The organism is Methylobacterium sp. UNC300MFChir4.1, assembly GCF_900110155.1.
Lineage (GTDB): Bacteria > Pseudomonadota > Alphaproteobacteria > Rhizobiales > Beijerinckiaceae > Methylobacterium.
Window position 1 is genome coordinate 109,399 of record NZ_FOCS01000006.1, and the last position, 13,563, is coordinate 122,961.

12 protein-coding genes are annotated in these 13,563 nt (G+C 72.8%); 5 read left to right on the plus strand and 7 right to left on the minus strand.

Annotation, left to right across the window (positions count from 1 at the left end):
* Positions 1-7: 7 nt before the first annotated feature.
* Complete coding sequence (locus BMY19_RS10905) at positions 8-799, minus strand: VOC family protein (RefSeq protein WP_100251716.1); 792 nt, start codon at positions 797-799, stop codon at positions 8-10.
* 99 nt (positions 800-898) lie between these two features.
* Here BMY19_RS10905 and BMY19_RS10910 point away from each other — a divergent pair, with 99 nt between their 5' ends.
* Complete coding sequence (locus tag BMY19_RS10910) at positions 899-1,591, plus strand: winged helix-turn-helix transcriptional regulator (RefSeq protein WP_100251717.1); 693 nt, start codon at positions 899-901, stop codon at positions 1,589-1,591.
* Here BMY19_RS10910 and BMY19_RS10915 read toward each other — a convergent pair.
* From BMY19_RS10915 to BMY19_RS10930, 5 genes are all read right to left on the minus strand, one after another.
* On the minus strand, positions 1,566-2,861 hold the full coding sequence (locus BMY19_RS10915; protein ID WP_170862947.1) for a hydantoinase/carbamoylase family amidase: 1,296 nt from the start codon (positions 2,859-2,861) through the stop codon (positions 1,566-1,568). The genes BMY19_RS10910 and BMY19_RS10915 overlap by 26 nt on opposite strands.
* The gene (locus BMY19_RS30860; RefSeq protein ID WP_170862948.1) at positions 2,858-3,202 is read right to left on the minus strand and encodes a hypothetical protein; all 345 of its coding nucleotides are present in this window, start codon (positions 3,200-3,202) and stop codon (positions 2,858-2,860) included. The genes BMY19_RS10915 and BMY19_RS30860 overlap by 4 nt, the downstream gene beginning before the upstream one ends.
* Before the next feature lie 104 nt (positions 3,203-3,306).
* On the minus strand, positions 3,307-5,346 hold the full coding sequence (locus tag BMY19_RS10920; protein ID WP_100251719.1) for a YgiQ family radical SAM protein: 2,040 nt from the start codon (positions 5,344-5,346) through the stop codon (positions 3,307-3,309).
* Between the two features lie 143 nt (positions 5,347-5,489).
* The gene (locus BMY19_RS10925) at positions 5,490-7,802 is read right to left on the minus strand and encodes a CHASE domain-containing protein (RefSeq protein WP_100251720.1); all 2,313 of its coding nucleotides are present in this window, start codon (positions 7,800-7,802) and stop codon (positions 5,490-5,492) included.
* A 105-nt stretch (positions 7,803-7,907) separates the two neighbouring features.
* On the minus strand, positions 7,908-8,546 hold the full coding sequence (locus tag BMY19_RS10930; protein ID WP_100251721.1) for a phospholipase A2 family protein: 639 nt from the start codon (positions 8,544-8,546) through the stop codon (positions 7,908-7,910).
* 238 nt (positions 8,547-8,784) lie between these two features.
* Between BMY19_RS10930 and BMY19_RS10935 the strand changes: the two genes are divergently transcribed.
* On the plus strand, positions 8,785-9,030 hold the full coding sequence (locus BMY19_RS10935; RefSeq protein ID WP_170862949.1) for a hypothetical protein: 246 nt from the start codon (positions 8,785-8,787) through the stop codon (positions 9,028-9,030).
* A gap of 31 nt (positions 9,031-9,061) precedes the next feature.
* On the opposite strand, the gene bhcR is transcribed toward BMY19_RS10935, so the two are convergent.
* The gene (gene bhcR, locus BMY19_RS10940) at positions 9,062-9,922 is read right to left on the minus strand and encodes an HTH-type transcriptional regulator BhcR (RefSeq protein ID WP_091978571.1); all 861 of its coding nucleotides are present in this window, start codon (positions 9,920-9,922) and stop codon (positions 9,062-9,064) included.
* A 188-nt stretch (positions 9,923-10,110) separates the two neighbouring features.
* Between bhcR and bhcA the strand changes: the two genes are divergently transcribed.
* Genes bhcA through bhcC form a run of 3 tightly spaced genes read left to right on the plus strand, consistent with a single transcriptional unit; the run spans position 10,111 to position 13,449 of the window.
* Entirely contained in the window at positions 10,111-11,301 is a 1,191-nt protein-coding gene (bhcA, locus tag BMY19_RS10945) for an L-aspartate--glyoxylate aminotransferase BhcA (RefSeq protein ID WP_100251723.1), read from the plus strand.
* Between the two features lie 11 nt (positions 11,302-11,312).
* A complete protein-coding gene (gene bhcB, locus BMY19_RS10950) occupies positions 11,313-12,272 on the plus strand; it encodes a beta-hydroxyaspartate dehydratase BhcB (RefSeq protein WP_100251724.1) in 960 nt (319 codons plus the stop codon).
* A 13-nt stretch (positions 12,273-12,285) separates the two neighbouring features.
* Positions 12,286-13,449, plus strand: a complete 1,164-nt coding sequence (gene bhcC / locus BMY19_RS10955; RefSeq protein WP_100251725.1) for a 3-hydroxy-D-aspartate aldolase BhcC — start codon at positions 12,286-12,288, stop codon at positions 13,447-13,449.
* Positions 13,450-13,563 lie beyond the last annotated feature (114 nt).

Sequence of the window (13,563 nt, forward strand, 5' to 3'; positions counted from 1 at the left end):
ACGCTCCTCACGTGGCTTGCCGCGGGCCGGCGAGGCCGAGCTGGTGGCCCGCCGGATCGGCGATGTTGGCCGCGTAGCTGCCGCCGGGGATCGGGTCGGGTCCCTGGAGGACCGTGCCGCCCGCCGCCAGGACGGTCGCGAGCGCGGCGTCGATGTCGGCGACGTGGATGTACCAGTTCCAGCGGGCCGGCGCGCCGGTGGCCGCGCTCGACATCACCGCACCGGGGCGCAGGTCGCCCCGCCCGATGAAGGCGTACTCGCCCAAGTCGCCCATCGGCATGGCACCGAGCTTCTCCCAGCCGAACAGCGCCCCGTAGAAGGCGAGGGCCGCCGCGGGATCGGGGGTGGCGAGCTCGATCCAGACGCCGTGGCCGCGCGTCCGCTCCGTCTCGAGCGGCACCGGCCCGAAGGCCCGGCTCGCGCCGGCATGGGCCGGATTCATCGCGGCGAAGACCACGCCCTGCGGGTCGCTCACCATGGCGAAGCGGCCGACATGGGGGATGTCGACGGGCCCGAACCGGACCGCGCCGCCGAGATCGACCGCGCGGGAAGCCAGGGCGTCGACGTCCGAGGTCGCGAGGTAGACCGCCCAGCCGGGGAGGCCGGGGGCCTCGGGCATCGGCCGCCGGATCCCGGCCACGGGCGCCCCGTCGGCCTCCGCGATCCGGTAGCCGCCGTGCTCGGGCATCGGCGACGGCGCGACGCGCCAGCCGGCGACCGCCTCGTAGAAGGCCTGCGCGGCGTCCGGGTCGGACGCGTTCAGCTCGAACCAGATGGGTGTCCCCTCGGCGGGTGGCATCGGGCGCTCCTCCGTGACAATCGCCGCTGCGGCCGCTGCGCGGCGCCCCCTCCGGCCCCGCTTTGCCCAGGCTCGCATTCTCGGTTACACAAAGCAACCATGAAGTCAGAAAAAATAACCGATCTAGCATCCCGGCCTCGCGAGCGCCTGTACGACGACGCCTGCGGCACGGCCCTCGCGCTGGAGTTCATCGGCGAGCGCTGGTCGCTGCTGATCATGCGCGAGCTGGTCTACGGCCCCCGGCGGTTCAGCGAGATCCGGGCAAACCTCCCGGGGATCAGCGCGAACGTGCTGACGCAGCGGCTAGAGAGCCTGGGGGCGGCGGGCATCGCCCTGCGCTACCGGCTGCCGTCGCCGGCCAACGTGCAGGTCTACGATCTCACCGACTGGGGCCGCGAGGCCGCGCCGCTGATGCGCGATCTGGGCCGCTGGGCCGCCCGCTCGCCGCGGCACGATCCGAGCCTGTTCATGTCGGGGGCGTCGGCCATGATGTCGCTCGAGGCCCTGGTCGACCGCGGGCGGGCGTCGGCGCTGTCGGCGACGGTCGCCTTCCACTTCCCCGGCGAGGACTTCGTCGCGACGGTGGCCGGCGGCGGGATCCGCGTGCGGCGGGGCGTCGCCGAGGCGCCCGACCTCGCCTTCACCGGCGACACGATGGCGATGCGCCGCACGATCTACGGCAAGGCGCCGCTGGACCGGGACGGCGCCGGCGGGACGCTCGCCGTCGCGGGCCCCGCCGACCTGGCGCGGTCCTTCGTCGACCTCTTCACCCTGCCGGCCAAGACGGGCTGAGGTGCCCGTCCCGCGGCTCGCGCGGGGAGGGCGCGCCGCCCGCGAGCGCGCCGACAACGCCGGCGAGCACGTCGAGGCCGACCGCGACGTCGGCCGGGTCGACGGTCCCCGCCGCCCCCCAGCCGACTCCGCCTCGACAGCGGATCAGCGCGAGGCCGATCGGTCCGAGCAAGGCCATGTGGGACGCGTCGGTGGTCACGCCCTGCGCCAGCCGCACGGCGCGGTGTCCCGCGGCCGCGACGGCCTCCTCGAACAGGCGGACCAGACCGGGATCGCACCGGGTGGCATCGGGATCGACGCTGCGCTCGACGGCGATCCCCAGCCGGCGCCGCGCCGCGACCGCCTCGAGCGCCGCGGCGAGTTCCGCCACGGCCGCGCGCCGCGCGCCGTCGTCGGCGGAATCGAGGCGGACGCCCAGTGTCGCCGACCCCGCGACCACGAAGGTCGGCACCGGCGCGACGTCGAGGCGCATGACCGTCACGGTGACCCCCTCCCGCGCCAGGCCGACGCGCTCGGCGGCGAGGACGCATTCGGCCGCCCCGGCGAGGGCGTCCCGCCGGCCCGGCATCGGGTTCGCCGCCGCGTCGACGGCGGCGCCTGTCAGCGTGACCCGGAGCATCGTCGATTCCGACAGGGCCGGCACGATCCCGACCGGCGCTCCCGATCGCTCCAGCACGGGGCCGGCCTCGGCGGCGACCTCGAGATAGGCCAGGATCGCGTCCGAGGCCCGGCGCGCGCTCGCGAGGCGCGCCGGGTCGAGCCCGTGCGCCTCCAGGGCGCGACGCAGGGTGACGCCGTAGGCGTCGTCCCAGTCCAGCGCGTCCGGGGCGAGCCGCCCGACCACGGCCCGGCTGCCGAGCTGCCGGGGACCGAACCGGCCGGCCGCGTCCGCGACGAAGGCGACGACCTCGACCGCGTGGCGCGGCGGCGGTCCGTGCCGGATCAGGCGCTCGACGGCGGCGATGCCGATCAGCACGCCGAGCGTCCCGTCGTAGCGGCCGGCATCCTCGCGCGTGTCGACGTGGCCCCCGACGACGACGGCCGGGCCGCCCGGAACCGCGCCCTCAATCCGGCCGACGAGGTTGCCGGCGGGATCGCGCCGGGCCGACAGGCCGGCCTCCGCCATCCAGCCGAGGACGAGCGCCTCGGCCTCGGCCTGCTGCGGGCTGAAGACGCGCCGCGTCAGGGTCCACGGGTAGGCGCTGATCCCGGCGAGCCGGTCGACGCGCGTTAGGACGATCCCGGCGGCGCTCTCGGGCGCCGCCGTCACGGCGCCCTCGGCGTCACCGCGATCCCGGCCCCCCAGTAGCGGTTGGCGATCAGCTGCTGATTCCGGATGAGGCCGATCGCCGTCCTGGCGTCGCCGCCCGCGAACGTGCCGACCGCCGCCCCGCAGAGCGTCAGGTACATCCGCTGGTGCACCACGGACTCGAAATAGGCCCGGGGCGGCGGGGCGAGGTCGAGGCCGGCATCGAGGTTCTGCTGGCGCACCCGCGCGGCGGCCTCCGCCACCGCCGCCTGCACCGTCTCCATCATCGCGCGCTGCGCGGCGTCCAGGATCTCGGACGCCTCGCGCTCTTTGGGCGTCAGAACAGGGCAGGCGACAGCCATCGCGACCTCCGTGTCGACCGCCGGTGAGGCTGACCGGCCGGCCGCGCGGCAATATGGCCGGCGCGTATCAATTCGTTACGGCGCGCCGGACCCGTCACGAACCGTCACTTGCGCAGCGGCACGCCCTTCGTGGTGAAGCGCTGGCCGCCGCCCGTGTAGCGGGGTCGCGGCTGGCCGCCCGTCCGGCCCGCCCCGGCGCCGGTCCCCGGCGGCTGCGAGAACGGCACCAGCTGGTCCGGCCGCGGCCCGATGAGATCGGCGCGGCCCATCTCCCGCAGCGCCTCGCGCAGCAGGGGCCAGTTCTCGGGGTCGTGGTAGCGCAGGAACGCCTTGTGCAGCCGGCGCTGGCGCAGGCCCTTGATCGCCTCGACCGACTCGCTGCCGCCGCGTTTCACGCCCCGCAGCGTGTTGATCTCGGTGTGGTACATCGCGGTTGCGGTCGCCATCGGCGAGGGCAGGAACGTCTGGACTTGGTCGGCGCGGTAGTTGTTCTTCTTGAGCCAGAGCGCGAGGTGCATCATGTCCTCGTCGGTCGTGCCCGGATGCGCCGCGATGAAGTACGGGATCAGGTAATACTTCTTGCCCGCCTCCTTGGCGGCGGCGTCGAACATCTCCTTGAACCGGTCGTAGGTGCCGATCCCCGGCTTCATCATCTTGTCGAGGGGGCCGCGCTCGGTGTGCTCGGGCGCGATCTTCAGGCGCCCGCCGACGTGGTGGGTGACGAGCTCCTTGATGTATTCGGGGCTCTTCACCGCGAGGTCGTAGCGCACGCCCGAGGCGACCATCACCTTCTTGACGCCCTTCACCTCGCGGACCTTGCGGTAGAGCCGGATCAGGTCGTCGTGCGAGGTGTTCAGGTTCGGGCAGACGTCCGGAAAGACGCAGGAGGGCAGCCGGCACGCCGCCTCGATCTTCGGGTCCTTGCAGGCCATCCGGTACATGTTCGCCGTCGGCCCGCCGACATCCGAGATCACGCCCGTGAAGCCCGGGGTCTTGTCGCGGATCCGCTCGATCTCGCGCAGGATCGAGCCCTCCGAGCGGTTCTGGATGACGCGGCCCTCGTGCTCGGTGATCGAGCAGAAGGTGCAGCCGCCGAAGCAGCCGCGCATGATCGTCACCGAGAACTTGATCATGTCCCAGGCGGGGATCTTCGCGTCGCCGTAGGACGGATGCGGGGCGCGGGCGTAGGGCAGGTCGTAGACCGCGTCCATCTCGTCGCTGGTCAGCGGGATCGGCGGCGGGTTGAGCCACAGGTCGCGGTCGCCGTGGCGCTGGACGAGGGGGCGCGCGTTGCCGGGATTGGCCTCCCGGTGCAGCACGCGCGAGGCGCGGGCGTAGGCCTCCTTGTCGTCCTTGACCTCGTCGTAGGCGGGCAGCCGGATCACGGTCTCGCCGGGCCGGCGGGTGGCAGCCTCGTCCGTCGAGTCGAGGTCGTCGGCGGGCAGCTCGGTGTAGTGGGCAGGCACGCGGCGGAACAGGGCGACGCCCCGGATCGCGTCGAGCTGGTGCGGCGCCTCGCCGGCCGCGAGGCGGTTCGCCACCTCGACCACGGCGCGCTCGGCGTTACCGTAGATCAGCAGGTCCGCCTTGGCGTCGGCCAGGATCGAGCGGCGCACCTTGTCGGACCAGTAATCGTAGTGCGCGATCCGGCGCAGCGACGCCTCGATGCCGCCGAGCACGACCGGGACGTCCTTGAAGGCCTCGCGGCAGCGCTGCGTGTAGACGATGGTGCAGCGGTCCGGGCGCCGGCCGCCCTCGCCGCCGGCCGTGTAGGCGTCGTCGTGGCGCAACCGCCGGTCCGCCGTGTAGCGGTTCACCATCGAATCGAGGTTGCCGCCGGTGACGCCGAAGAACAGGTTCGGCTTGCCGAGCGCCTTGAACGGCTCCGCCGAGTGCCAGTCGGGCTGGGCGATGATGCCGACCCGGAAGCCCTGCGACTCGAGCAGCCGGCCGATGATGGCCATGCCGAAGCTCGGGTGGTCCACGTAGGCGTCACCGGTCACCAGCACGATGTCGCAGGACTCCCATCCCAGGGCCGCCATCTCGGCTCGGCTCATGGGCAGGAACGGCGCAGCGGGCCCGCGCGGCGACGGCGTGCGGACGGGGGGCGCCAGGGGACGGGCGGTGGACGCTTGGAGTTCCATGGTGTCCCTGCATAGGCCTCCGGGGCCGCGATCTCAACGAATGGCAGGGCGGCGGTGGCCGCGGCCGTGCCGCCCGAGGGCGCCCTGCGCCGATCCGGCGCACCTCGAGACAGGCGATGCGCCGCCGTCGCGGCGGGCCCGGCTCAGCGCGCGATCAGCTCGCGGATGCGGGCGGCCAGGGCCTCCACGGCGAAGGGCTTAGTCAGCACCGCCATGCCGGGCTCGAGACGCCCGTCGCCCGGCAGCGCGGTCTCGGAGAAGCCGGTGATGAACAGCACCTTCAGCTCCGGTCGGCCGACCCGGGCGGCGTCGGCCATCTGGCGCCCGTTCATGCCGCCGGGCAGGCCGACATCCGTGACGAGCAGGTCGATCCGCGCGCCCGATTGCAGCACGCTGAGCCCGCCCGCGCCGTCCGTGGCCTCGATCGCCGTGTAGCCGAGGTCGCTCAGCACGTCCGTCACCAGCATGCGCACCGTCGGCTCGTCGTCCACGATCAGCACGGTCTCGCCCGCCTCGGCCTGCGCCATCAGGCCCCTGCCCGGGTCGGGCCCGTCCGCGTCCGCCTCGCCGAAGTGCCGCGGCAGGTAGATGCACACGTTCGTGCCCTGGCCGACCGTCGAGGTGATCCGGACCTGCCCGCCGGATTGCTTGGCGAAGCCGTAGATCATCGACAGGCCGAGGCCGGTGCCCTCGCCCATCGGCTTGGTGGTGAAGAACGGGTCGAAGGCCCGGGCAACGACCTCCGGGGGCATGCCGGTGCCGGTATCGGACACGCACAGCGACAGGTACGGCCCCTCCGGCATGTCCTGGGCGTCGGCCTGCTGCCGGTCGATCCAGCGGTTGTCGGTCTCGATGGTGATCCGGCCGCCCCCGGGCATCGCGTCCCGCGCGTTGATGCAGAGGTTCAGGAGCGCGTTCTCCAGCTGGGACGGGTCCGCGAGCGCGGCCCAGAGCCCGTCCGCCCCGACGTGCCGCACCTCGACGCTCGGCCCGACCGTGCGCTGGATCAGGTCGAGCATCCCGCGGACCAGCCGGTCGGCGTCGATCGCCCTGGGCGCCAGCGTCTGGCGGCGCGAGAAGGCGAGCAGGCGGTGGGTCAGCGCCGCGGCCCGCCGGGCGGCGCCCTGGGCGGCCGCGATGTACTTGCCGACATCCTTCGACCGCCCCTGGGCGATGCGGGCCTCGATGAGCTCCAGCGAGCCCGAGATGCCCGCCAGAAGGTTGTTGAAGTCGTGCGCCAGCCCGCCGGTGAGCTGGCCCACCGCCTCCATCTTCTGCGACTGGCGCAGCGCCTCCTCCATGCGCGCCCGCTCCTCCCCGGCCTGCCGCAGACGGTCGGCCGCCGCCCGAAGATCGCGCGTCCGCTCCTCGACGCGGGCCTCCAGCGAGGCGTTGAGCTGGCGGATCTCGTCCTGCGTGCGGCGCTGCCGGTAGGCCGCGAAGGCCAGCAGGGCGGTGGCGAACAGGCCGCCGCCGCAGACGAGCCAGATCTCCGGCAGCGCCGAGCCGCGCCGGGGCGAGACGCGCTGCGCGAACGCCACGGTCCAGGTGCGGCCGCCGAGTTCCAGATGCGCTTCGCGGGTGAGGCGCCCCGCCCCGGTGGCGGAGGCCTGCGCGGACCGGTGCAGCAGGTTCGCCTCGCTCGGCGCGCCGTCGTAGATGGCGAAGGCCGCGTCCTCCTCGGCCTCCGCCGCCACGATGCTGTTGAACAGGTCGTCGGCCCGGAAGGCACCGAACACGAAGCCCAGGAAGCGTCGCCGACGGTCCTCGAGGTCCGGCGGCACGGCGCCGCCGGCATAGACCGGCATGGCGACGAGGAAGCCCGCCTGCTTGTTCGCGTCGATCTCCTGCACGAGCTGGATCCGCGCCGAGGCGGCCGGCTGGCCGGTGTCGCGGGCCCGCTCGACCATGTCGCGCCGCACCGGGTCCGACATCACGTCGTAGCCGATGGCGGCGAGGTTGCGCGGGTTCGGCGGCTCGGCGAACAGGACCGGGCTGATCATCGGGTTGTCGGTCGGCGGCCGGACCCGGGCATTCTCGACGCCCAGGGCCGCGGCGCGCGCGGCGAACGTCTCCCGCGCGGAGGCGGGCAGGGTCGGCGTGAAGCCGATGCCGAGGAACCCGGGATAGAGGCGCTGCAGCTCGATCCGCTGCACGTAGGCCCGGAACTGGGCCAGCGTGACGGTGGCGCCTTCGGCGGCGAACAGGCCGGCGGCGCCGCGCAGGAGGGCGGTGTAGGTGCGGAACTGGTCCTCGACCGTGCGCAGCTCGATCTCGGTGGCGTGCTCGAAGGTCATGCGGTCGCGCAGCGCCGCCGCCTGCCAGGTGAGGGCCGTGCTCAGCCCGGTCGCGAGGAGGCCGGCGGCCAGGATCGCGGGCGGGATCCAGCGCGCCGCGCCCGCCCCGCGGCGGGCGGCGGGCGCGACAGAACCCTGCGATGCGGTGCGGTGGGACAAGGGGCGAGACCGGACTTCGACTGCGGCCCGTGAAAGCAGGCATGCGCCGGGATGCAAGTCCATGGTGGCGTCACCGGGGCGAGATCCCCGCATCGCGGCGGGCGCTCAGGGCGCGCGGCACGCCATCGCGGCGGTAGCCTCGATCACGCTCAGCGCCCGGCGCCGCACCTCCAGCGCCGCGTCCGGGCTGTCCGACACGGTGGAAGCCTCGCGCCTCAGCGTCGCGTCGCAGGCGCACGAACGGTAGCCCGCCGCGTCGTAGCAGGCGTCGTGGCGCATGCACGCGGCATCGAGGGCGTCGGTCGGCGGCAGCCCCTCGCCGCGCTGACCCGTGCCGCAGTAATTGCCGTGGAACAGCTCCTTGCCGGCGATGACCCGGCCCAGGTCGCCCTTCGGCGGTGCCGGCGCCTCTGCCTGCCCGCTCGGGTTGAGATCGTTGGCCGGCCCGCCCGCCTTCGATCCGGAGGAGCGCAGGGCCTTCGGGATGCCGGAGCGCTCGCCGGGCTCGTTCAGGGCCTCGCCGGCCCGGCCGTTCGGGTCCGAGATGTCCGGGAGCGGCGGGGGCGGTCCCGGGCGAGGCTCGCCCGGCTCGACGGTCGCGGCCGGCAGGCCCCGGACATCCTGCGCGTCTTGGACACTCTGGACGCTCTGGACGCCTCGCGAGTCCGGAACGCCCTGCGCCCCGGACGCGTGCGGGTAGGCGACGAGCAGCAGCCCGAGCGTGGCGAGGAGAGACGGTCTCACGGATGGCCCCTGATTCAGCGGCCCCTCAACTCGAAGCTCGGCTTCTCCGTTCCGGACTTTCGCCCGCCACGGTCACGGAGCCCTGCGGGGCGGACGCGGGCCGCGGGGCGGCACCGCCCGGGCCGGCGGGGTGCACGGGGGCTCATCCCGCGTGTTGGACCCCGGGGTCGCGGATCCCACATCGAGGCGTAACGCGACCGGGATGATCCCGGCGACAGACCTGAGCTGGACCTCCGCCATGACCTCTCGTCTTCTGATCGGCGCCGTGATCGGGATCGGCCTGTCCGGGCCCGCCCTGGCGCAGAGCTTCACCGCCCCCGCCGGCATCCCGGCCGTCACCGCCCCCGGCGGCCTCCAGGGCCGCGCGACGCTCGCGGATCCGCGGACGGCGCCGGACGGGCGCGCCGGTATCCTCGACGGCGACGGCAGGCCCCCGTCGGCGGTCGGCACCGTCGATCCGCGCCGCCGACATCCCGAGCGCTAGGGCGCGCCTCGCCGCACTGGAGCACCGCTGGTCAGTCCCGGTCGGGCGCGCCCGGCGCGTCGGGCGTCGCGGTCATCGTCGCGGCGGGCGCTCCGAGGGCGCGCGAGACCGCGGCGGCGCCTCTCCGCACCCGCTCGCCGATCGCGCGCAGCTTCTCGTCGGACAGCCGGTGCGTCGGCCCCGACACCGAGATCCCCGCGATGGCCTCGCCGTGGACGTTGAGGATCGGGGCGGCGACGCAGCGCATCCCGATGCTCCGCTCCTCATCGTCGATCGCGTAGCCCCGGCGGCGGGTCGCCTCGACGTCGTCGCGCAGCTGGTCCAGTGAGCCGATGGTCTTGTCGGTGAACCGCGCGAAGGTCTTTCCCCGGAACAGGCGCTCGGTCCGGGCCGGCGCGTAGGTGCTCAGCAGAGCCTTCCCGATGCCCGACGCGTGCAGCGGCGACAGGGAGCCCGGCGGGAAGAAGGCGCGGATCGTCTCGTGGGTCTCCACCTGGCTGACGAACAGGACGTTGCCATCCTTCTCGACGCCGAGATTGGAGGTCTCGCCGGTCTCCTGCATCAGCGTCCACATCATCGACCGGCTCCGCTCGACGACGTTGTGGCGGCGCAGGAACGCCGATCCGAGCCGGTAAGCCTCCGCACCGACGTGCCACTCCTGCTTGTCGGCGCTGATCTCGACGAGGCCGCGGCGCTCGAGCGTCGCGAGGACCCGGTGCATGGTCGCCACGGATTGCTCGAGCCTGCCGGCCAGTTCCGAGAGCGTCAGCCCGTCGCCGCCCGCCAGGACGTCGAGGACATCGAGGGCGCGGTCGAGCGCCTGGATGGTCGCCGCCGGCTTGGCGCCGCCGAACCCCTTCGGCCGCCCGCGCCGCCGGTTTCCCGAATCCATGCCGTCCTCGCCTTCGCCGATCCCGCGCAATTCCTAGGATGGAAAAATTTTTCTCACAACGGAAAAAGGTAAGACGTTGCCACGGCGTGTCTTTTCGCGCTTCGCCCGTTGATGAAAAAGTTTTTCAAGAAAATATCAATACGGTGTCGGCGGTGCTATCGTTCCCGTATTGGAGGAGAGCGCCGCCGATGTTCGCACAGAATCCCGTCTTCATTCCCGGCCCGACCAATATGCCGGAAGTGCTTCGCCGCGCGGCCGACATGCCGACGCTGGATCACCGGTCGCCGCTGTTCGCGCAGATCCTTCATCCGGCGCTCGCCGGCGTGAAGAAGGTCCTGAAGAGCGAGGACGCCGAGGTGTTCATCTTCCCGTCGACGGCTACGGGCGGCTGGGAGACCGCGCTCTCCAACACGCTCAGCGCCGGCGACACGGTGCTGGCGGCGCGCCACGGCATGTTCAGCCACCGCTGGATCGACATGACCCGCCGCCACGGCCTCGATGTCCGAGTCATCGAGGCCCCGTGGGGCGAGGGGCTTCCGGCGGATCGCTTCGCCGAGGCCCTCGCGGCCGACAAGGCGCACCGCATCCGGGCCGTGCTCGTCACGCACAACGAGACGGCGACCGGCGTCCGCTCGGACGTCGCCGCCGTGCGCCGCGCGCTGGATGCCAGCAACCACCCGGCCCTGCTGCTGGTCGACGGCGTCAGCTCGATCGCGTCCATGGATTTCCGCATGGACGCGTGGGGCGTCGATGTCGCCGTGACGGGCTCGCAGAAGGGCTTCATGCTGCCCGCGGGCCTCGCCATCGTGGCGTTCTCGCCCAAGGCCCTGGCCGCCACGGCGACGGCGACGCTGCCGCGGACCTATTTCGACATCCGCGACATGGCGAAGGGTTACCCGAACGGCGCCTATCCCTACACGCCGGCGGTCGGCCTCCTGAACGGCCTGAAGCTGTCGACGGAACTGCTCCTGGCCGAGGGGCTCGAGACCGTCTTCGCCCGGCACCGCCGCATCGCGGACGGGATCCGCGCCGCCGTCGCCGCCTGGGGCCTGGAACTCTGCGCCGCGCGCCCGGACCTCTACTCGGACACGGTGAGCGCGATCCGCACCCCGGAGGGCTTCGACGCCACGCGGATCGTCACCCACGCGGCGCGCCACTACGACGTCGCCTTCGGGGTGGGCCTCGGCGAGGTCGCCGGGAAGGTCTTCCGCATCGGCCACCTCGGCAGCCTCACGGACGTGATGGCGCTGTCGGGGATCGCCGCCGCCGAGATGGCGATGGCCGATCTCGGCCTGCGCATCGCGCTGGGATCGGGGGTCGCGGCCGCGCAGGCGGTGTACCGCCGCGCCCCGGCCGCCGCCCTGCGCGCCGCCGCCTGAGGGGGCGCGCCATGGCAAGCGCCCTGATCACGCCCACCCTCGACGACGTCCTGGCCGCGCACGAGCGCATCCGGCCCTACATTCACGAGACGCCGGTCCTGACCTCGCGGATCATCGACGAAGCGGCCGGCGCGCGGCTGTTCTTCAAGTGCGAGAACCTGCAGAAGGCCGGCGCCTTCAAGGCGCGGGGCGCCTCGAACGCCGTCTTCAGCCTCACCGACGCGCAGGCTGCCCGGGGCGTGGCGACCCACTCGTCGGGCAACCACGGCACCTGCCTGTCCTACGCGGCGGGCCGGCGCGGCATCTCCTGCACGGTGGTGATGCCGCGCACCGCGCCCCAGGCGAAGAAGGACGCCGTGCGCGGCTACGGCGGCCGGGTCGTGGAGTGCGAGCCGTCCACCTCATCGCGCGAGGCCGTGTTCGCCGAGGTCGTCGCCGAGACCGGTGCGGAGTTCGTGCATCCCTACAACGATCCCCGCATCATCGCCGGGCAGGCAACCTGCGCCCGCGAGCTGATCGCGCAGGTCCCGGATCTCGACGCGGTGATCGCCCCGATCGGCGGCGGCGGCATGGTGTCGGGCACCTGCCTGACGCTGGCCGGGCTCGCCCCGCACATCGCCGTTTACGCGGCGGAGCCCGAGCAGGCCGACGACGCCCATCGCAGCCTGAAGGCCGGACGGATCATCGCCGACGACGCGCCGGTGACGGTCGCGGACGGGCTCAAGGTGCCGCTGAAGGACCTCACCTGGCACTTCGTCCGCCACCACGTCGCGGATATCCTCACGGTCTCCGAGGCCGAGATCGTCGCGGCGATGCAGCTGATCTGGAAGCGGCTGAAGATCGTCATGGAGCCGTCCAGCGCCGTCGCCCTGGCGGCGGTGCTGAAGAACCGCCCCGTCTTCGCGAACAAGCGGGTGGGCGTGATCATCACGGGCGGGAACGTCGATCTCGACGCGCTGCCCTGGCAATAACGGGAGGCCCACGATGCACATGAACGCCCGATCCGCCGATCTCGAAGTCGGCTTCGACGTCCCCGCGCTGCCCGGTATGCGCGAGGACGAGATCCAGACGCCCTGCCTGATCGTCGATCTCGACGCGCTGGAAGGCAACATCCGCAAGATGGGCGACTACGCCAAGGCGCACGGGATGCGCCACCGCGCCCACGGCAAGATGCACAAGTCCGTCGATATCCTGAAGCTTCAGCAGAGCCTCGGCGGCGCCTGCGGCGTCTGCTGCCAGAAGGTCTCGGAGGCGGAAGTCTTCGCCCGCGCGGGCATCAAGGATATCCTGGTCTCGAACCAGGTGCGCGACCCGGGCAAGATCGACCGGCTGGCGCGGCTGCCGCTGCACGGCGCCCGCATCATCGTCTGCCTCGACGACGTGGCGAACGTCGCCGACCTCTCGGCGGCGGCGCAGCGGCACGGCACGCAGCTCGACTGCTTCGTCGAGATCGATTGCGGCGCCGGCCGCTGCGGCGTGCGGACGAGCCCCGAGGTGGTGGCGATCGCCCGGGCCGTCGCGGCCGCGCCGAACCTGCGCTTTGCCGGACTCCAGGCCTACCAGGGCGCCATGCAGCACATCGACGGCTACGAGGAGCGTCGGGCCAAGCTCGACGCGGCCATCGCCCAGGTGCGCGACGCCGTCGCGGCGCTGAACCGGGAGGGCCTCGAGCCGGAGCTCGTCAGCGGCGGCGGCACCGGCAGCTACTATTTCGAGGCGGGATCCGGCGTCTACAACGAGCTGCAATGCGGTAGCTACGCGTTCATGGACGCCGATTACGGGCGTATCCGCGACCGGGACGGAAAGCGCATCGACGCGGGCGAGTGGCAGAACGCCCTGTTCATCCTCACCAGCGTGATGAGCCACGCCAAGGCCGACAAGGCGATCTGCGACGCGGGACTTAAGGTGCAGTCGGTCGATTCGGGCCTGCCCTTCGTCTTCGGCCGCGACGACGTGAAATACATCAAGTGCTCGGACGAGCACGGGGTGATCGAGGATCCCGAGGGCCGGCTGAAGGTCAACGACCGTCTGCGCCTCGTCCCCGGCCACTGCGATCCGACCTGCAACGTCCACGACTGGTATGTCGGCGTCCGCAACGGCCGGGTCGAGACGCTCTGGCCGGTCTCGGCCCGCGGCAAGGCCTACTGACGCACCCTGCACACCGTCCGTCATCGCGAGCGCGGCGCAGCGATCCGGGGACGCGCCTCGACGGGGCCCGCTGCCCTGGGTCGCCTCGCGACGCCCGCGATGACGGGGGCGACA

Excerpts from the sequence above, each read along its gene's own strand:
- BMY19_RS30860 (WP_170862948.1), bottom strand. The coding sequence starts at position 3,202 with ATGGCTGTCGCCTGCCCTGTTCTGACGCCCAAAGAGCGCGAGGCGTCC.
- BMY19_RS10935 (WP_170862949.1), top strand. The coding sequence starts at position 8,785 with ATGACCTCTCGTCTTCTGATCGGCGCCGTGATCGGGATCGGCCTGTCC.
- bhcB (WP_100251724.1), top strand. The coding sequence starts at position 11,313 with ATGGCAAGCGCCCTGATCACGCCCACCCTCGACGACGTCCTGGCCGCG.
- bhcR (WP_091978571.1), bottom strand. The coding sequence starts at position 9,922 with ATGGATTCGGGAAACCGGCGGCGCGGGCGGCCGAAGGGGTTCGGCGGC.
- bhcC (WP_100251725.1), top strand. The coding sequence starts at position 12,286 with ATGCACATGAACGCCCGATCCGCCGATCTCGAAGTCGGCTTCGACGTC.
- bhcA (WP_100251723.1), top strand. The coding sequence starts at position 10,111 with ATGTTCGCACAGAATCCCGTCTTCATTCCCGGCCCGACCAATATGCCG.
- BMY19_RS10905 (WP_100251716.1), bottom strand. The coding sequence starts at position 799 with ATGCCACCCGCCGAGGGGACACCCATCTGGTTCGAGCTGAACGCGTCC.
- BMY19_RS10910 (WP_100251717.1), top strand. The coding sequence starts at position 899 with ATGAAGTCAGAAAAAATAACCGATCTAGCATCCCGGCCTCGCGAGCGC.
- BMY19_RS10920 (WP_100251719.1), bottom strand. The coding sequence starts at position 5,346 with ATGGAACTCCAAGCGTCCACCGCCCGTCCCCTGGCGCCCCCCGTCCGC.